Source organism: Nocardia sp. NPDC102475, from assembly GCF_055584605.1.
In genome coordinates, this window is sequence record NZ_JBVJLS010000003.1 from 162,354 (window position 1) to 180,460 (window position 18,107).

The 18,107-nt window shown below is 64.9% G+C and carries 15 protein-coding genes and 2 pseudogenes; 11 read left to right on the forward strand and 6 right to left on the reverse strand.

Annotated elements, in window-relative coordinates; genetic code table 11:
• Positions 1-594 precede the first annotated feature (594 nt).
• On the forward strand, positions 595-762 hold the full coding sequence (locus ACZ60G_RS06400; RefSeq protein WP_465807818.1) for a hypothetical protein: 168 nt from the start codon (positions 595-597) through the stop codon (positions 760-762).
• A gap of 82 nt (positions 763-844) precedes the next feature.
• On the opposite strand, the gene ACZ60G_RS06405 is transcribed toward ACZ60G_RS06400, so the two are convergent.
• A complete protein-coding gene (locus tag ACZ60G_RS06405; protein WP_465807819.1) occupies positions 845-1,582 on the reverse strand; it encodes an IPT/TIG domain-containing protein in 738 nt (245 codons plus the stop codon).
• A gap of 1,161 nt (positions 1,583-2,743) precedes the next feature.
• On the opposite strand from ACZ60G_RS06405, the gene ACZ60G_RS06410 reads away from it, so the two are divergent.
• The 3 genes from ACZ60G_RS06410 to ACZ60G_RS06420 all read left to right on the forward strand — a co-directional run bounded on the left by ACZ60G_RS06410 (position 2,744) and on the right by ACZ60G_RS06420 (position 7,259).
• Positions 2,744-3,727 (forward strand): hypothetical protein, encoded by a 984-nt coding sequence (locus ACZ60G_RS06410; RefSeq protein ID WP_465807821.1) that lies wholly within the window; start codon positions 2,744-2,746, stop codon positions 3,725-3,727.
• A gap of 1,041 nt (positions 3,728-4,768) precedes the next feature.
• On the forward strand, positions 4,769-5,875 hold the full coding sequence (locus tag ACZ60G_RS06415; RefSeq protein WP_465807823.1) for a terpene synthase family protein: 1,107 nt from the start codon (positions 4,769-4,771) through the stop codon (positions 5,873-5,875).
• Between the two features lie 112 nt (positions 5,876-5,987).
• Positions 5,988-7,259, forward strand: coding sequence for a diguanylate cyclase domain-containing protein (locus tag ACZ60G_RS06420; protein ID WP_465807825.1), 1,272 nt, complete (start codon positions 5,988-5,990; stop codon positions 7,257-7,259).
• Positions 7,260-7,399: 140 nt separating this feature from the next.
• Here ACZ60G_RS06420 and ACZ60G_RS06425 read toward each other — a convergent pair.
• Positions 7,400-7,537: pseudogene (locus tag ACZ60G_RS06425) on the reverse strand (LLM class F420-dependent oxidoreductase); the annotation flags it as partial.
• A gap of 1 nt (position 7,538) precedes the next feature.
• On the opposite strand from ACZ60G_RS06425, the pseudogene ACZ60G_RS06430 reads away from it, so the two are divergent.
• Positions 7,539-7,945, forward strand: a pseudogene (locus ACZ60G_RS06430) (IS3 family transposase); the annotation flags it as partial.
• 159 nt (positions 7,946-8,104) lie between these two features.
• Here the strand turns inward: ACZ60G_RS06430 and ACZ60G_RS06435 are convergent.
• Positions 8,105-8,809 carry a TetR/AcrR family transcriptional regulator gene (locus tag ACZ60G_RS06435; protein WP_465807826.1) on the reverse strand — a complete coding sequence of 235 codons (705 nt, stop codon included), beginning with the start codon at positions 8,807-8,809 and terminating at the stop codon, positions 8,105-8,107.
• 182 nt (positions 8,810-8,991) lie between these two features.
• Between ACZ60G_RS06435 and ACZ60G_RS06440 the strand changes: the two genes are divergently transcribed.
• The 4 genes from ACZ60G_RS06440 (at position 8,992) to ACZ60G_RS06455 (ending at position 13,171) form a co-directional block, all read left to right on the forward strand.
• Positions 8,992-9,927, forward strand: a complete 936-nt coding sequence (locus ACZ60G_RS06440) for an alpha/beta fold hydrolase (protein WP_465807828.1) — start codon at positions 8,992-8,994, stop codon at positions 9,925-9,927.
• A gap of 61 nt (positions 9,928-9,988) precedes the next feature.
• Positions 9,989-11,161, forward strand: coding sequence for a hypothetical protein (locus tag ACZ60G_RS06445; RefSeq protein ID WP_465807830.1), 1,173 nt, complete (start codon positions 9,989-9,991; stop codon positions 11,159-11,161).
• 106 nt (positions 11,162-11,267) lie between these two features.
• Positions 11,268-12,737, forward strand: coding sequence for an SDR family NAD(P)-dependent oxidoreductase (locus ACZ60G_RS06450; RefSeq protein ID WP_465807832.1), 1,470 nt, complete (start codon positions 11,268-11,270; stop codon positions 12,735-12,737).
• A 44-nt stretch (positions 12,738-12,781) separates the two neighbouring features.
• Entirely contained in the window at positions 12,782-13,171 is a 390-nt protein-coding gene (locus tag ACZ60G_RS06455) for a DUF2784 domain-containing protein (protein WP_465808371.1), read from the forward strand.
• Here the strand turns inward: ACZ60G_RS06455 and ACZ60G_RS06460 are convergent.
• Both ACZ60G_RS06460 and ACZ60G_RS06465 read right to left on the reverse strand, forming a co-directional pair.
• Positions 13,111-13,869 carry a thioesterase II family protein gene (locus tag ACZ60G_RS06460; protein ID WP_465807834.1) on the reverse strand — a complete coding sequence of 253 codons (759 nt, stop codon included), beginning with the start codon at positions 13,867-13,869 and terminating at the stop codon, positions 13,111-13,113. The genes ACZ60G_RS06455 and ACZ60G_RS06460 overlap by 61 nt on opposite strands.
• 11 nt (positions 13,870-13,880) lie before the next feature.
• Complete coding sequence (locus ACZ60G_RS06465) at positions 13,881-14,786, reverse strand: dienelactone hydrolase family protein (protein WP_465807835.1); 906 nt, start codon at positions 14,784-14,786, stop codon at positions 13,881-13,883.
• A gap of 44 nt (positions 14,787-14,830) precedes the next feature.
• Between ACZ60G_RS06465 and ACZ60G_RS06470 the strand changes: the two genes are divergently transcribed.
• Entirely contained in the window at positions 14,831-16,177 is a 1,347-nt protein-coding gene (locus ACZ60G_RS06470; RefSeq protein ID WP_465807837.1) for a CoA transferase, read from the forward strand.
• Between the two features lie 21 nt (positions 16,178-16,198).
• On the opposite strand, the gene ACZ60G_RS06475 is transcribed toward ACZ60G_RS06470, so the two are convergent.
• Positions 16,199-16,771 (reverse strand): TetR family transcriptional regulator, encoded by a 573-nt coding sequence (locus ACZ60G_RS06475; RefSeq protein ID WP_465807839.1) that lies wholly within the window; start codon positions 16,769-16,771, stop codon positions 16,199-16,201.
• A gap of 101 nt (positions 16,772-16,872) precedes the next feature.
• Between ACZ60G_RS06475 and ACZ60G_RS06480 the strand changes: the two genes are divergently transcribed.
• Positions 16,873-18,078 carry an FAD-dependent monooxygenase gene (locus ACZ60G_RS06480; RefSeq protein WP_465807841.1) on the forward strand — a complete coding sequence of 402 codons (1,206 nt, stop codon included), beginning with the start codon at positions 16,873-16,875 and terminating at the stop codon, positions 18,076-18,078.
• Positions 18,079-18,107 lie beyond the last annotated feature (29 nt).

Sequence of the window (18,107 nt, forward strand, 5' to 3'; positions counted from 1 at the left end):
TGCGGTCATGCACCGGCCGAAGCGCATTTACTTCACTAACAGACTCTCCCCGACGTTGCCGAGCAACGGTGCAACAATTTCGTCGTAACGGCGATACGAAGATGTGCCGCCGCAAGCGTGCAGAGGTCCAGAAAACCCCTGCTCACAGCAGGTCTATGGAGACCTCGCCGGACACGCGGAGCTATGCACGATATGTCCGTATCGAAATGAGATCCGCAGTGCGGAGGTGGCTGATTCCTCGGTTCGGAATCACAACCTCAAAGTTGAGCCCTGCCCGGGCGGCTGCCGCTTCGGACATTGTCTTGCCCCTTCAAAAGACACGATGCTCAGACGTCCACGCGCCGGAACTACGCGTAGGGACCTCCTGCGTCTGCGATATATGGAAACCCGTTGCACCGCACCCAGCTAATACTACTAGACATCACCTTTTTATGTCTCGCACTCGATGCGATTCGAGCCGTGCTCCGGTGTCCGATTGCCGTGCCACGACCTGGCCGAGATCGACATTTTCTACAACGCCGAATGGGAGCTGTTCGAGCATCTGCTGCTCGAAAGGTGGCGACCACAAGCAGAATTTGGGCTGATGTCCATGGCGTGGCCCAGGTCGACGCGCTGCTGGTTCGCGAGGTCGACCCTGAAACCGGCGCGGGACGCATCAACAAGGTGTGGAAAGACGACGGTAGCAGCCTCGAACTCGGCAAACCCAGTCCCAAACGCGGTATCCGCACCGTCGATGTCTCGATCCCGCAACACCATCCATGATGGCGGCGGGCTTCGGTTCGATCGCCATGCAACTGGGCCGCCGGTAGGCAATTGCCTACCGGCGGCCCAGCCGCATTCGCTGTCAGACGTAGGTGTAGGCGACGCCGTTACTGGTTCCGCCCGAGCCGGTGACCGTGACCTGCACCGTCCCGGTTGCATGGGCTGGGGCAATGGCGGTGATCTGGGTGGCGGAGTTCACGGTGAATGTCGTTGCGGTCGTGCCGAACCGGACGGTCAACGGGCCGGTGAATCCGGTGCCGGTGATCGTCACGTTGTTCAGGCCCGCAGTGGGTCCGGCGGTCGGGGAGATGCTGGTGATCGTCGGAACGACGACATAGATGTAGGTAAGCGGGTTGCTGGTGCCGCCCGGTCCAGTGACGGTGACAGACACGAACCCGGTGCCCGCTGGGGCAACGGCGGTGATCTGCGTGTCGGAATTGACCGTGAACGAGGTCGCCGGTGTGCCACCGAAGTTCACCGCGGTGACTCCGGTCAGCCCCGACCCGGTGAGCGTGACTGTCGTTCCGCCCGCAGTGGACCCCTGGCTGGGGCTGATGCTGCTCAACGCGGGAACCGCGAGATAGGTGTAGGGCACACCATTGCTGGTGCCCGCCGAGGTAGTAACAGTGACCTGTACGGTACCGACTGAGCCGGCGGGGGCGATTGCCGTGATCTGCGTCGGTGAATCCAGGGTGAAAGTCGTTGCGGTAGTACCGAATCGCACGGTAGTCGGGCCAGTGAACCCCGTACCCGTGATCGTGACGCTGGTTCCCCCCGTCGTGGGTCCGGAGGTCGGGGAGATCGACGTGATGGTAGGCACGATGCTTGCCTCCTTTGTTGCTGTGTAACTCCTGTAGTGCAACTGGGGCGTTCGCCCGAGTTGCTGTGGCGGCCCGCAACTTCCATTAACGTCCTTGAATCAGGCGATGGACCGGTCCGAGGGGTTCGTTTTCGTTCGTTATCGGATACCTGCCGCCTGTCGAAGATCTGGAGACTCCCCGTCGGGTCGTCAACCCCCTGCCGGACCTGAGCTGATCGCCGTGATCGCGAGCACCGCCGCAGCCGTTGGATATAACGCCGCATCGGTACCCTCAAGACATGCGCCACAACGGTTTTCGTCACTGATGCGATGACTCACCGGCGACGCTCTGATGCGATCACCGTGCAGGTCCGTCCGCGCCACCGCCGGTACCGAATCAACCTGGTCGCGGCTCTACCGGTGAGGGGATCTGCAGCAGTCGGTCGGTTACATCGACGGGAAGCAAGGTCTAAGTGTGAAAACGGACGAAAACGGATCGGAGATTCATTGCTCTGCAACAGCGTAGAGGGCTTACTGGAAGCAACCATCCGGTTGCAGTCGGGGAATCATCATCGCGGCAAAGGAGGCGCGTCATGCCTACCATCACCTCCCGCTCTCCGAGTTTGTGGAACACGTCGGGAGACACGAACGTTCCGTGATGGGTACCGGCTTCGCCGTTCCTTGATCGGGCGATCCGGTACTGCCGCGACCACCTTCACCATCGACTCGCATACGCAGGTCACGGCGATCGCGCCTGCCGGTACGGTGCTGGTCACTGCCACCCCTCGGAGAGATCCGGCAACAGTGTCTGTTAGGTTCCTATACCCGCTTTGAACAGCACCATCTGAAGGTCTGCCGCAGCCGACGCTACGATCCAGCCGCACCGGGACCGGCCCGTCGACCGCCACTGCGCTCGCTTTCGTCGGCAGCCTCGCGGCTACCTGGCTATACATCGACCCGGACACGCAGCTTTGCACTCGCCCCAGCAGGGAGGGGACGGCACAGCTCACCGTGGCCACGGCGGGTGGGAACGGTAACAGCCTCTGCTGCACCGGCGTTCGAACGGTCGGGGCGGTCACCGGACAGCGTCGCCGACCGTGCCAGCCGCGGTTGTAATCGAGTCGCCGCCACCAGGGCGGCGGTTTCAGGGGTAAGGGGGTTCCATTGGCTACCGTTCTGAAGATGCTGCTGGCGGAGCAGCATCTCAAGAGCCATTCGGATTTCCTGGCCGCGTACGATAGGTGCGCCGCGCAACTCGATCCTCCCATCCCTCCTGGTTACGGGCCCGCAAAAACACAGTTCTACCAGTGGCTTTCGGGCAGGATGGTCGGGCTACCGCGCAACTACCATTGCCGGGTACTGGTCAGGATGTTCCCTGGCTGGACGATCGAGAGATTGTTTCAGATGGCAGATTCCGCACCAGTCGCCGGTCGCGGGCACGAGTTCGATTCTCCCGGAACCGACATCGAGCTCGAAGCATTTCTCGGGGCTGAGATGATCACCAGCGGGATTACTCTCGTGTACCCGACATTCGAGCTACCACTGCGGCCCGCGCCAGCACTCGGTGCGGCCGAGGCTCCCTATCGGTGCGCATTCGGGAAGTTCAGCGCGGTTGCGGCTGATCATCGCTCGGATGTGCTGGCTGCCTTACCGGAGAAGGAAGTTCGCGGACTGCTGTACGTGTTTTCTGCGCTCCAGCGCCACCCCGGTCTGTGGACTGATATCCGGAGCGACCGGGACGTCGTCGCGCACAGCGACCGGCCCTATATCAGCTTTGGACTGACGTGCAACGACTGTACACGTATGTACCTCGACAGCGTCGATCGTCCGCTTTTCACTCTCAAAGGCGGCGGTGCTGAAGGCGATTCCGGTTCAGAGCAGTTGGAGTTGACCGACGGTAGTCGGTATGGCTCGAGCGGAGATCACAGCATCGGCGTCATCGCGCGGGTGCGACCGAGCCCGGACCTGCACCCCGACCGATACTGGATATTCTGCGCGGGCTTAGGCCCGCGTGGTACCACGGGGGCGAGCTGGTATCTCGCCAACTCCTGGAGTCCCTTGCAGCGACGTGCCGGTGATCGCGAGTTCGTCGCAGTGGTCGGTGTCGATCAGGACTCCGACGATACGGCCCGCTTGGAGCATCTGCTGATCGAATCGGCATCATGACATACGCCCCTATTGCCGTTGCGCTTCACCCGGTTTGTCAATACCGGTTGACCTAGCCCAAGCCCGTTGGCTCGCAACCGCAATCGCATTGGACGATACCCAGTGGCCTGGATCCCCTCGCCGAACGAACGTCCTGACCGTCCCACAAGCCCTCGCGAACGCGTCCGTTGTCGGTAGCGACATCGTCGCTGGCGTACCAGTGGTCGAGCCCGGTAGTCGATCGCAGTCGCTCATGGCCGGCTCCATGCCCGAAACCACGGTGTGGCAGATCCTCCACACGCGCACCGAACGCCGAGGGCTCGGTGGAACGCCAGCATTGTCGCCAAAGTCGCTTCCTGTATGCATTGCGTCTCGATCTGGCACAGTCCGCCGTTGCCGCGACATCCGTGTTGTGCGTTCGCCGTGATGTCGTGGCGCGGTCGCTAACTCTTCGCTACTCTCGTACCGCTGCAGCACGCAGGGAACGTCTGCAGCGGAGTACATCTCACGCAACCGCTATCGCTGGACACCGGATAGGCGGGCTCGGTACTGACGATCGAGCTTGCCACCATCTGCGCGACAACCATGCAGTGTCTCGACTGGTAGAGGGGCCAGGATGAACCGGACCGAATCTGTTAGCCCGGCAGCAGCACTCCTTTCACGAATCCGCGCCGCCGGATACACCTCGATCGAGCACTTCATCTCGACCCTGCGCGTCGACCCCTTGGCCGACACGGTTCAGTTCGCCCCACTGGCAACATCGAATACCTCCGGCCAAGGGCGACACCGCGCTTAGCGGTATGCCGTAACCGCTACGTGGCCTCCGAGGTGTTCGCGGAGGTCGGTATCGAACCGGCGGTCCCGGCTCCGGCATCGGACTGTCCGAAACCCGCACTCCCACAAGAAAGCAACGTTCTACGCCGGCAAAACCCGCCGCAGGGCGCAGACCGGGAGCTATCTGGCTTGCGGTCGTTTATCATTCAATGACCGGGTGCGGCCAGTGCTGGATTCGGTCCGGCACTCTGTCGAGGTGCGGCGCAGTGTGGTCGGGGAGGGAGTCTTGTGGTTGGCGAGTACACGCCGGTGATCGAGGCGCGGCTCGCCACGATGCAGGCAGAGTATGCGACGTTGGTCCGCGCGGGGCGGGGGTGGTCGCTGCGGGAGCTGTTCAGTACACCCGACTGCGATATCGTCGACTTCTGTGCGGGTTTTGCGCCGAATCGGTTCGGAGAGCAGGCATGTGCGCAGGTGGAACAGTTCTGCCGCCGCTACGAGATCTGGTTGCACGCCGGTGGCGCGCACTACAACAGCATGACTCCGTACCTGCATCCACATGCTGTCACCGCCGAACGGATGACGATTATCGGGATCTACAACGCGATCCTGTTCTGGCTCAACGATACTGTCGGCCGCGAGAAGTTCGCCCACCTGACCGATGTAGAAAAACAGCAGGCCCGCGCGACGGTGGAACACCTCTGCCGACTGCTCGATACCCGTTGTGCTGCAACGAATCCCACTCCAGTGGAGGCCGCGACCGCAGAGTTTTTGGAGCGGGTGACGGCTCGGTCGGACCCGGACTGGTTGAATCGGTTCCTCGATTCGACCATCGACCATCTGCGTCCGGCGATCCAGGACCAGAACGCTCGTGCGCGCGGTGAGTTGATCACCGTTGCGGACTACATCGACCTGCGTGCGCAGGTGTCGGGTATGTATCCCGCGATCGCGCTGTGCGAGTTCGGCCGCGACGAGTATCTGCCGTGGGATCGGATTCGCGCCGTCGGACTCGACGCCGATCTGCGGCAGCTACGGCGCTCGACCGTAGAGATCGGAGCGCTGATGAACGACATGTTCTCCTTCGAAAAGGAATGCATCCACGACCGCGCTGATTTCAACCTGATCCCGGTCAGCCTGCTGAACACCCCTGGCGCCACCCTTGCCGACGCCGTGCACGCCGCCGCACAACTTGTGCGCGACCGTCTGACCGAATTCCGCAGGATCCGAGCCAGGATCGACGGCCAGTGCGCGCAGATCGCCGACAGATCTGTCGCTGTACCGGTATCGGCCCATGTAGAGGACCTGCTCGGCTGTGTGCAAGCCACCTGGGTATGGCAGAAAACAACCCTCAGATATAAAGGGACGTCGATCTTCGGCGAAAACCGTCTCTCGTGAACGAACGCGGAAATTTCCACACGAAAAGGTATTGCCACGGTCTATCGTTCGGTTGAACGCAACACCGCTCTCGGCCGGGGTGTCGAGTGGCGCAAGGTATCGAAGGGTTGTGGTGGACGACTCCCAGTGTGCGGCACTGGCTCGAACCTGGTGGCAAACACTTGCCGCCGCCGACGGCATGCGTATGCCCGACGACTTCGGATACCAACACTTGTCCGGCCTGATCGACGATCTTTCCGCAGCACTCGAGGCCGAACCCTTCGACGCGACCGTGGGCGCCCGAGTCGGGGCGGCGCTATCGGCTGCCCAGTTGGCCGAGGAGCGGGTGCCCACGGTGTCGGCGCAGGTGTTGTACCGACTGGCCGACTACTCTGATCGGCCCGATGCCCGAGGGCGCCTCGCCGGTTTGCTGGCTGCTCTCGGACAAGGCCATCAGGCACACCGCCATCAGTCTCGTGCTCATTCGACCGAGCACGACGACCGCAGCGAACAGGATGCGAGATATCGCATCCTGTTCGACAATACGGCCGTCGCGATCGCCATCGGCGACACCAACGGCACACTGTTGGAAGCCAATCGGGGCTTGGCCGACATGATCGGCGTACCGATCGAGGCGCTGCGTGGGATATCGGTATACGACTTCGCCCATCCCGACGACCGCGACGATATCCGCGCCCTGCTCTACGACAACCTTGTTCCCGCCGGGGAAGGCACGGTCAGACTCGAACGTCGACTGGTGCGCGCCGACGGCAGCGTCGGTTGGATGTCATTCGCCATCTCCTACGTCAAAGGCACCGAAGGACAACCCGACTACCTGCTGGCCATCGGAGCCGACATCACCGAAGAACACCGGCTCCAACTCGAACTTCACAAGCAGGCCCGACATGATCCCCTCACCGGCCTCCCGAACCGACGCTACCTACTCGAGCGGATCGAAGAACTCATCACGACCGCCGACGAAAACGCCCGGGCCGGACTGTGTTTCGCCGATCTCGATCACTTCAAACATGTCAACGACCGATTCGGCCACGGAACCGGCGATAAAGTCCTGGTCGCGGTGGCCACCCGCTTGCATGACAAACTGCGCGGATACGACTGCCTCATTTCCCGGCTCGGCGGCGACGAATTCGTCGTCCTGATCCCGCCACCAGCCACCACCGACCAGATAACAGGTATCGCGGACCAACTGTTGTCGGTATTTCCGGACCCCATCACCATCGACGGCCAGCAACTGAAAATAGCGGCCAGCATCGGTGCGGTGATCACACCGATCGCAGGCGCCAACGCCGAATCCCTGCTCGACGCCGCCGACGCCAGCCTCTACTACGCGAAAACCAACGAAAAGGGGCATTGGGTCCTGCACAGCCTGCAGGCACCGACCTGAGGTCAGAGCAGTTGGTGGGCGACGAAGCCCAAGCCGCCGCAGTCCCCCTGTAAACGAAAACCATTGCACCACAAACAAATTAGCCATACCAATAGACCACGCCTGGATCAACGACGAGACCCGGCAGGAGCGGGACTGTTCGCGTCTTCGTCACCCCAGGCGACCAGTGCATCGAACAGGCGGTCGCTCACCTGCGCGAGGTCATCGTCGAACCCTAGGCACAGCGCATTGTTCGCAGTGTTGGGCACATTGAGGTACATCCGCAACCACTTGCGGCCGCCGTCGAAGCGAACCCTGTGGGACACAGCGGTGACCGAGATCCTGGCCGGGATCTACGAACGCGACGCCATTGGCCGGCGGGCACCGGAATCGCTGTATGGGGCCGAGAAGACCTGGGCGCATCTGCAACGCCAGGGCATCCCGGTGGCCCGGTGCACGATCGAGCGGCTGATGCGTGCCAACCGCTGGCGAGGTGTGGTGCGGCGCAAGAAGATCCGCACCACCGAAGCGGACCAGGCCGCGTCTCGTGCACCGGACCTGATGGATCGCCAGTTCCGGGTGTTGGCACCGAACCTGCTGCTCGTCGCGGACTTCACCTAATGTCCGGTTGGCGACGGGGATCGTTCGTCTATACGGCGTTCGTGATCGATGCCTACGCGGGGCGGATCCTGGCCTGGGAATATTCGACCGCCCAAGCCACTCGACTACCACTACCGCGACACCGAACAGCAGAAACAGTTGCTGCGCAACCACTTCGGCGATATGGGCTGGGAAGCGCCTCGGCTACTGGCCGAGCTGGACCGCATGTGGCGGGTCGAGGTGGGTTTACGAGGGCGGAATGCGGATCAGCCGGTCGGCCGCTGGGCCTGGTTGGCGGCCGCGAGAGCGGTGAAGATCGGGGTATCCGGATCGGCCGAGATGCCCTGGCGGCGCAGGAATCCATCGATCAGACCCCAGACGAATTCGGTTGCCTGGTCGACGAATTCGGCGGTGCCGCCGGGACGGCCGGGATCCGCGTCGCCCAGCCACAGATCAGTGATCGCGACGACGACGCCGACGACCGCGCGGGCCAGATAGTCGATGCCGGTGGCATCGATCGGAATGGATTCGGCGATCTCGCGTGCTTGGCCGGCGACGCGGCTCGCGGCCGCCCGGCCGAGATCGAATTGCAGTACCGAACCGTCTGAGTGCTGGGCGAGGTGCGCCTGGCCGAGGAACCGAAAGACGTTGGGGTGCTGGAGAATACTGTCGGCATAGCCGGTGAGCACGCGGCGCAGCGCGACCCGGGGCGGTTGCAGCATCAGCGTCAGATCGTTGCCCGCACCGGCGGCGACGGAACCGGCCATCCGGTCGCCGATTTCGGTGTAGAGATCAGCCTTATCGGCGAACTGGCGGTACAGGCGCGGTTTGGTGATCCGGGCCTCGCGGGCGATGTCGTCCATACTGGGCCGCGGACCGTCCCGGTCGATCACCCGAATGGCGGCGTCGACGATCTCCCCGCGGGTGATCGTCCGCGGCGCTGATCTGGTCGATCTGTCCGAACGGGCCATGGTTCGGAGCATACATGTACCGGCGGTACGCCCAGTTGGGCCGGAAGTGCGGTGGCTTGCGGGTGACCGACCTCATAGCCGGTCGTGGTTTCAATCCATTGCTTCGGGTAATACGTACTGTCAGTATCGGATCACGTACCGGCGGTACACGCGGCACCCAGCGCATCGATCGAGGCAAGCAGATGACCGAACAGCTCGACTCCCCCGACCCGACCGGCATTCAGCGCCCGCACCGCCGGTCCACGGTGCCCGGCGCGAATGGTGAGCTGGCCGTCTTCGAATGGGGCGATCGCGGCGCGGAACCACTCGTCTTGGTGCACGGGCTGTCCGATACCCATCTGGTCTGGTCCGCGGTGGCGACGCTGCTCGCCGACGGCTTCCGGGTCATCGCCTACGACGTGCGCGGGCACGGTGGCTCGGCGAAACCCGGTGTGCCACAGGACTATCGACTCGATCACCTGGCCGAGGATTTCTTCGCGCTCATCGATGCGATCAGTCCGAAGCGGCCGGTGCACGTCTGTGGACACGGCTGGGGTGCGGTGCAGGTATGGGAGGCGGTCTGCGATCCGCGCGCCAATACCCGGATCGCCTCGTTCACCGCGGTCGCGGGTCCGAATCTCGATCACGTCGGCATGACACTGCGCGAATTGGCCGGTCAACCGCGCCGAGCGCTGGAGCTGATCGCCGACCGGAAATTCTGGCGGCACGGGGTCGGAACGGCCCAGACCGCGGCCCGACGGATCGCCTATCCGCCGCGGGTGCGGACCTGGTTGATCGAACAGCTCGGCGGCGTCACCCGGATGTACGCGCCGATCGCTCCGACCTGGCGCGCGGATCTGGCCGCCGGAGCACGGATCGCCGTGGCCAACCTGGCGCATCATCTGCTGCGGCCGCGTGAACGCACCACCGCGGTGCCGGTGCAACTCGTCGTGGACACCACCGACGTACTGGTGCCGCCGTTCCTCTACTACGGCAGCGCACGTTGGGTGGATCGACTGTGGCGCTGCCCGATTCCGGCCGATCACTGGCTGCCGGTGACCGAGCCGCTGCTCGTCGCCGAGGCCATCGCGAACTTCGTCGAGGATCTGCGCGCGGCGAGCGCCAGCATCCCGCAGTGACCGCCCAGATCCCACCAGCGGTGAGTGGCCGGGAAATCGGACGGGGTGGTACTTTGCGCGCATGACCGGACCGGGGGAACAACAGAACCAGCCCAACGACGCATGGTGGGCGCAGGAACAGCCGCCGCAGCAGCAGGGACCGCAGTATTCACAATCGGATCCGACGATGGTCGGGCAGCCGGGGTATCAGCTGCCGTCGCAGCCCGCGGTTCCGGTGGCGGGACCGCAAGGCCCAGCCGAGCAGCAGCCCGCCGATCCGACGATGGTGCGCCAGTCGTTCGATCAGCCGGGGGCCGCACCCGCCGGATACCAATCCGGGACCGGATACCAGCAACCGGGATACCACCAGTCCTCGCCGGGATATCCGCAGCCGGGAACGCCGCAGGCCGCGCCTGGATTCCCACAAGCCGGATCACCACAGTCCGCACCGGGATTCGCGCAGCCCGGGTTCCAGCAACCCGGATTCGAGCAGCCCGCACTCGGATTCCCGCAGGGTGCACCGGGTTTCCAACAGCCCGGATACCAGCAACAGGCACCCGGATATCAGCAGCCGCCCAAATCCGGTGGCAAAGGCTGGCTTTGGGCACTCGGCGCGGTCGTCGTCACCTCCGCGGTATGGGCGGGGGCGATGTTCGCGATCGGCGCATTCGACGCGGGCAAGGCCGATATCAGCAAGGATGCCGATCTGCGCGGCTACAAGTACGTCGCCAATCTCTGCGATATCACCGACACCTCGCCCTACACCAGTGCCGGCTTCACATTGTCGAAGACCGATTCCTCGGGCAATACCTACCCGAAGCACGAGGGTTCCAAGCACACGGCGGTCGATACGATGGGGTGCGATGTCCGCTTCACCCCGTCCGGCTCGACCGAGAAGTACGACTACGCCGCCATCTACACCAGCGCGCAGGTGCACAAGCAGACGAATCCGGGACCGGAGTTCACCGCGTCGTACGAGACCTGGACCCAGAGCGAATACGGCAAGGACGCGAAGGTCGACAAGATCTCCGGACTCGGCGACGAGGCGTATGTGATCACCGGTAAGCACAAGTCGGACGATCCAACGGCTGATGTCTCGGTGGCCGTCCGCGACGGCTGGACCACCTACCACATCAGCTGGTCGCAGTATTCGTCCAGTTCGTCGAAGTCCTCGAGCAAGATCCTCAGCGCGTCCGAGGTCACCGACCTGCTGAAGAAGACGGCCACCTCGACCATGAGCAAGCTGCGCAAATAGGCGGCGTACGGTCGGTGCGGGACCGCCCCGCGCCGACCGGTCCGCATTCGAATGCGACAATGGCTGGGTCAACCTCCCAGTTCACGAAGGATAAATTCGCATTCCGATGGTCGAGAACACCGCGTCGACGTTTACCGCACCAGCGCCGAGCGGCACCGCCATCGACCCCGATGAGCTGGCGATCTGCCTGCGGGTGCTGGAGCAGGCCGGGCAGTTGGACAAGGATGATCCGGCGTCGGTCACGGTGCAACGCGCCGTCGGTCATATGTTCAAGAAGTTGAAGCAGCGCAGGCGAACCGTGGCCAGGGATGCGGTCGCCGAGGCGGACCGGGCGGTGGTCGCGGCGACCGCGACCGGATCGCCGAATCGGATCGATGACGAAACCGCGGGCATTCCGCTGACCTCGAATGCGGCGGGCGCGAGCGCGGGTACGCTGCTCCGGCCACGGCCCTGCTATATCTGCAAGCAACGCTACACCCGGGTCGATGCGTTCTATCACCAGCTCTGCCCGGACTGCGCGGCAGACAGCCACGCAAAACGAGACGCCCGTACCGATCTCACCGGACGGCGCGCCCTGCTGACCGGCGGTCGCGCCAAGATCGGCATGTATATCGCGCTGCGGCTACTGCGCGACGGTGCGCACACCACCATCACCACCCGCTTCCCGAACGATGCGATCCGCCGCTTCGCCGCCATGGACGACAGCGCCGACTGGCTGCACCGGCTGCGCATCGTCGGTATCGATCTGCGGGACCCGGCCCAGGTCGTCGCGCTCGCCGATGATGTCGCGGCACAGGGACCGCTGGATATCCTGATCAACAATGCCGCCCAGACCGTGCGCCGCTCCCCCGGCGCGTACAGCGCGCTGGTCGATGCCGAATCCGGTCCGCTGCCCGCGGGTGCGCTGCCGGATGTGGTGACCTTCGGCAAGACCATGCAGGCGCACCCCACCGCACTCACCGCATCGCTGACTCCGACGCTGTCCTCGGCAGATGTGGCGGAGCTGGCGCTGGTCGCGGGATCGGCCACACCGGAACGCATTTCGCGCGGTATCGCCATCGACGCCGGTGGTCTGGTGCCGGATCTCGCCCACACCAACAGCTGGGTGCAGACCGTCGCCGAGGTGGACCCGACCGAGTTGCTCGAGGTCCAGCTGTGCAATTCGGTGGCGCCGTTCATTCTGGTTTCCCGGCTGCGCCCGGTCATGGCCGCTGCCGGGGCCCGCCGCAAATACGTTGTGAACGTCTCCGCGATGGAGGGCCAGTTCTCCCGTGCGTACAAGGGTGCTGGCCACCCCCATACGAATATGGCCAAGGCCGCGCTGAATATGTTGACCCGCACCAGTGCCCGCGAAATGTTCGAACAGGACGCCATCCTGATGACCGCCGTGGACACCGGCTGGATCACCGACGAACGCCCGCACTACACCAAACTCCGCCTCGCCGACGAGGGCTTCCACGCGCCGCTGGACCTGGTGGACGGCGCCGCCCGCGTCTACGACCCGATCGTCCAAGGCGAAACCGGTACCGACCTCTACGGCTGCTTCCTCAAGGATTACCAACCCTCGCCCTGGTGATCCAACGGGCCGAGCCCGCAAGCATCCAGCGCTACGCTGGGCATATGGTGTATCGGCTGCTGGCCGATGCCACCGCCGCGGTGCATTTCGTATTCGTGGCGTATGTGGTGGTCGGCGGGTTCGTCGCGTGGCGGTGGCCGCGCACCATCTGGCTGCATCTGATCACATTCGGGTGGGGATTCAGCACGGTGCTGTTCGGATTCGATTGTCCGCTCACCTATTTGGAGAATTGGGCGCGGCATCGGGCCGGGATGGCGGGGCTGCCGCCGAGCGGGTTCATCGACCATTATCTGACCGGGGTGATCTACCCGCAGAGTGCGCTGGGATTGGTGCGGGGGCTGGTCGCGGTGTGCGTGGTGGTGTCGTGGGTGGGCTATGCGTGGAGGGTGCGGACGATGAGGTCGGCGACCTCGGAGACCTTGTCGTCGAGGTAGAAGTGCCCGCCGGGGAAGACCGTGTGGTCGAACGAACCGGTGGTATGTTCGCGCCATTCCTCGGCCTGCTCCAGCGTCATCGTCGGATCCTCGGTGCTGACCAGGGCCGACACAGCGCACGACAGTGGTGCGCCCTCACGGTAGCGGTAGGTCTCGACGGCCTGGTAGTCGCTGCGCACCGCGGGCAAGACCAGTTCGGCGAGGCTGGGTTCGTCGCGCAGGATCTGGATGGACGCGGGATCGGTCGCCAAGCGCTCCAGATCACCGATCAGATCGTCGTCGGAGCCAAGATGCAGCCGGCCATGCTCGACGAAAGTCGGTGCGGGACGACCGGATACGAACAGGGCGGTGAGCGGTTGCCCCTTACGTTCCAGGCGGCGTGCGGTTTCGAAGGCCACGGTCGCGCCCATGCTGTGGCCGAACAGCGAAAGTTGTTCCACCGGGCCCTGATTCAGTACCTCGTCCACGATCCGGTCGACGAGGGTGTTCATATCGCCGATGGTGGGCTCCCCGAGCCGGTCTTGCCGACCCGGGTACTGGACGGCGGCGACGGCAATGCCGTTGTCGAAGCGTTCGGCCAGTGCCCGATAAGCCGTGACCGCTCCCCCGCCCGGCGGGAAACACAGCAGTTGATGGTTCGGCGCGGGATGTGCGCGCAACACCCGCAGCCAGTCCGTCGCCGCAATGGCCTTGCCCACGTCGGCCTCCTTCACCCGAGATACTTTCCGTACCAATCCAGGACCCGCTGCCACGCCTCGGCGGCGGCCGTCGGGTTGTAGCGAGGTCCGGTGTCGTTGAAGAAGGCGTGGTCCGCATTCGGTGCGACGTAGATCTCATGGGTGAGACCGGCCCGGTCCAGGGCCGCTTCCGCGGTGGGGCGCGAAGCGATCACCCGCTCGTCCTTGGCGGCGTATATCCCGAGTACCGCCGCCTTCGAACCGGACAGATCCCCGTTCTCCGGGAAGGGGCCATAAAACGGTGTCGCCGCAGCGAGTGTCGGCGTACCCGCGGCCAGCAGCATCCACACCAGACCGCCGCCGAAGCAGAATCCGGTGGCGCCGATCTTCCTTTCCGGCACCCGCCGTTCCAACTCGGCGATACCGGCCTGCAGATCGCCGATGAACTGTTGCGGCGCGATCTTGCCGAGGTCGGCGGTGGCCGCCGCCGGGTCGGTGAAGGCGGCGGTGCCGCCGAGCTCGGACAGCAGGTCGACCGCGAGTGCGGAATATCCGGCACCCGCGAAACGTCCTGTCACCGAACGGATATGGTCGGTGAGACCCTTGTTCTCATGGATGACGAGGACGCTGCCGCGCGGCTGTGGCGCGGCCGCCCATGCGGCTTGTAGCTGGCGACCGTCCGGTCCGGGAAAGGTGATCGCAGTGGCCGAGACCGCGCCGTTGGTACCCGGCGGGGCCGACGACGCCGCGGGTTTCGAGCCCGTCGACGCGGTATTCGCCTGGTCGCCACTATTGGAGCAGGCGGCGAGCAATGCGACCGCGGCAGTGGCGCCGACCCCGAGCATTCCTAGTCGGCGCAGCGCTTCCCGGCGGCCGAGCAATCCGTCGGCATGGTCGGTGGCTATCTCTTCGGCGATATAACGCTGCAGCGGCGTCATGGCCCCGACCCTACTACTGCGGCACAACTACTACTCTCGATCTCGTGATTGCGCACGAACAGCTGGTCCGCGACTATGAGGCCGGAATCGGTGTACCGGCCTCCGGCACCGTCCCCGCCGCCGATCCGGGCAGCTGTTTGGCTGCGGCGCTGCCGGTTTGGGCGCTGGCCGCCGGATCGGTGGCCGCGGTAACGGCGGCGGCGAACCGAATCCGCGACGCACACCACCTGAATCCGGTGCTGCACCGACTGGATCCGGTCCGGATCACCGCCGCCTTCTCCAGTGAACGCCTGCTGCGCGTCGGCGGTGCGCCCGCCAAGGTATTCGCCGATCTGTCGGGATTCTTTCCCACCTTCGACGGCTGGGTCCGCACCCACGCCAACTATCCGCATCATCGCTCGCGATTGCTCGCTTCGCTCGGACTGCCCGACGACGCTCCCGTCGATCTCGCGGTCGCACAGATGGCGATGAGCCGGGCCCGCGATATCGAGGAACGTGCGGCCGCGCACGGCGCCATTGCGGTCCAAGTGCGCAGCGAGCAGGAGTGGGCCGAGAGCCCACAGGGTGAGGCCGCCGCATCGGGTCCGCTGGTGGCGATCGACACCCGGATCGACCGTGGCGAACTCGGCCTGCCGATCGGGGCATCGCCGTTGCAGCCGTTGCGCGGGGTCCGGGTGCTCGATCTGACCCGGGTGATCGCCGGACCCGTCGCGACCAGAACCCTGGCCCTGCTCGGCGCCGAGGTGCTGCGGATCGACCCGCCGCACCTACCCGAGATCTCATGGCAGTACCACGACACCTGCCAAGGCAAGCGCTCCACGCTGCTGGATCTGCACCGGCACCTACCGTTGATCAACGAGCTGCTCGCCGCGGCCGACGTACTGATCACCGGATATCGACCCGGCGTACTGGAAAACGCCGGGCTCACCGGCGCCCGTCGTCCCGGCCTCGTACACGGTCGGATATCGGCGTGGGGCGAATCCGGCCCGTGGGGTCGTCGGCGCGGTTTCGACAGCATCGTGCAGGCCGCAGCCGGTATTTCGATCGTCGAGGGCGCACCCGCCGTGCCGGGCACGCTGCCCGCGCAGGCACTCGACCACGCCTCCGGCTATCTGCTCGCTGCCGGGGTGATCGATGCCCTGGTCGCCCGCGCACATGACGGTATCGGCCGCGATGTCCGAGTCGCGTTGGCGCGCACCGCATCCTGGCTCCTCGACGCGCCCGGACGCACCCCGCGTCATCCGCAGGCCGCGCCGCCGAGTCCGATGGCGGCGGTCACCCACGGCAATGTCACCACCGCCGCGCCGGTGCTCGCCGAGTATCCGGATTACGCGTGGCCCGCACCGAGATACGGCGCGGACCGGCCGGTGTGGCCGCTGCATACCCGATAGAACGCACGCTGTTCGACGCGCTCAGGACTTGCCGGCCAGGGCCGCAATCGCCTTGGCCAGTCGCGCACCGTCGGGCAGGTTCTCGCCCTGGCTGATCGTCCACAGGATGCCCAGGCCCTGGGTCAGCACGAAGTACAGCTCACCTATCGCCTGGGCGGTGTCCGCATCGAGGTCAGGACGGGATTCCCGGACCGCTCGACCGATGTCCTCGTATGCACCGTTGAGGCTTTCGTCCATGAACGTCCGCGATTCCGGCGTCCGCGCGACGCGCACCAGATTCTCCAGACTGGCCAGCATGCCGTCCCGGTTGTCCTCGAAGACCTGCGGCATCGCGTTCCACATCTGCGTGAACGCCTCTAGTGGCGGCTGCCCGCCGCCCGCGCGGATCAAAGCTTCCATCCGATCGCCGATATCGTTGCCGAGCGCCTCCGCGAGCGCCTCGGTTATCAGCCGATCCTTCGAGCCGAAGTGATAGCCGATCGCGGCCAGGCTGACACCCGCGGCCGCCGCGATATCTCGCGCGGTCGTCTTCGCCACGCCACGTTCGATGATGGCCTTACGCGCTCCCGCCAATAGGTCTTCTCGGTTTCCCATGACCTCAGCTTACACACGCCTAAGACATTTGTACTAGACATCCGTACCAGCCTCGTGTTAGACATACGTCTGACACATTCGTTCGAGAGATTGGCCCGGTCATGAGCATCAACTCCCTCCACATCCTCATCAGCGGCGGCGGCATCGCAGGCAACGCACTCGCATTGCAATTGCTGCGGGCGGGCATCCGAACCACCGTCGTCGAGCGCGCTCCGAAGCCACGCCCGGGCGGACAGGCCGTGGACCTGCGCGGCCCGAGCCGCGAGGTCGCCGAGCGGATGGGACTCATGCCGGGCATTCGCAAGTACCAACTCGACGAGGGCGGCATGGCCTACGTCGACGAAAACGGCCGGGAGTTCGCCCGGATGCCCGCGGAGATGTTCGACGGCAAGGGCCCGGTGGCTGAAATCGAGATCACCCGAGGCGATTTGAATCAGGTACTGCTCACCGAACTGGCCAGCACGGCGGGCGAACTCGATTATCGCTACGGCGAGTGGATCGCGGCGCTGCGCCAGGACGACACCGGTGTCGAGGTCGGCTTCGCATCGGGGCGCACCGAGCGGTTCGATCTGGTCGTCGGCGCGGACGGCGTGCACTCGGCGACCCGGCAACTGGCCTTCGGACCGGAGGAGCAGTTCGTCACCTACCTCGGCGGCTACATGTCGTTCTTCACCATCCCGACCCCTGCCGGAACCGAGCCGGGCTGGTTCAAGATGCATACGGTGCCCAGCGCCGCGGTCGCGATTCGCCCGGATGCCGATCCGGCCACCTCGAAGGCGATCATCACCATGCGCACCGAGGCCGATCCGGCGCTGCGCCGCGATGTCGCCGCCCAGCAGCGGCTCATCCACGACATGCTGGCCGAGGCCGGATGGGAGGCTCCGGCCGTACTCGACGCGATGACCACCACCCCGGACTTCTATTTCGACATGCTGGCGCGCGTCGATATGCCGTCGCTGTCGACCGGACGGGTCACGCTGCTCGGCGACTCCGGCTTCTGCGGCTCCCCGATGACCGGTATGGGCACCGCCATGGCCATCGTCGGCGCCTACGTCTTGGCCGGTGAAATCGCCTCCGCCCCAAATGATCTCGCGACCGCACTGACCCGCTACGAAGAGATCGTCGAACCGTTTCTGGACAAGGCCAAGGAGCTGCCCGGTGGCGGCATCAAGATGATGCTGCCCACCTCGCGCCTCGGCACGCGGATGGCGCGCGCGAGTATGAAGGTGATGACCTCGCGGGTGATGCGCCCGGTCATGCTGCGGATGATGTCGAATACCGACGACTACGTGCTGCCCACCTACTGAGCCGCCCGGGTCCGCTCGCTAGGCTCGAC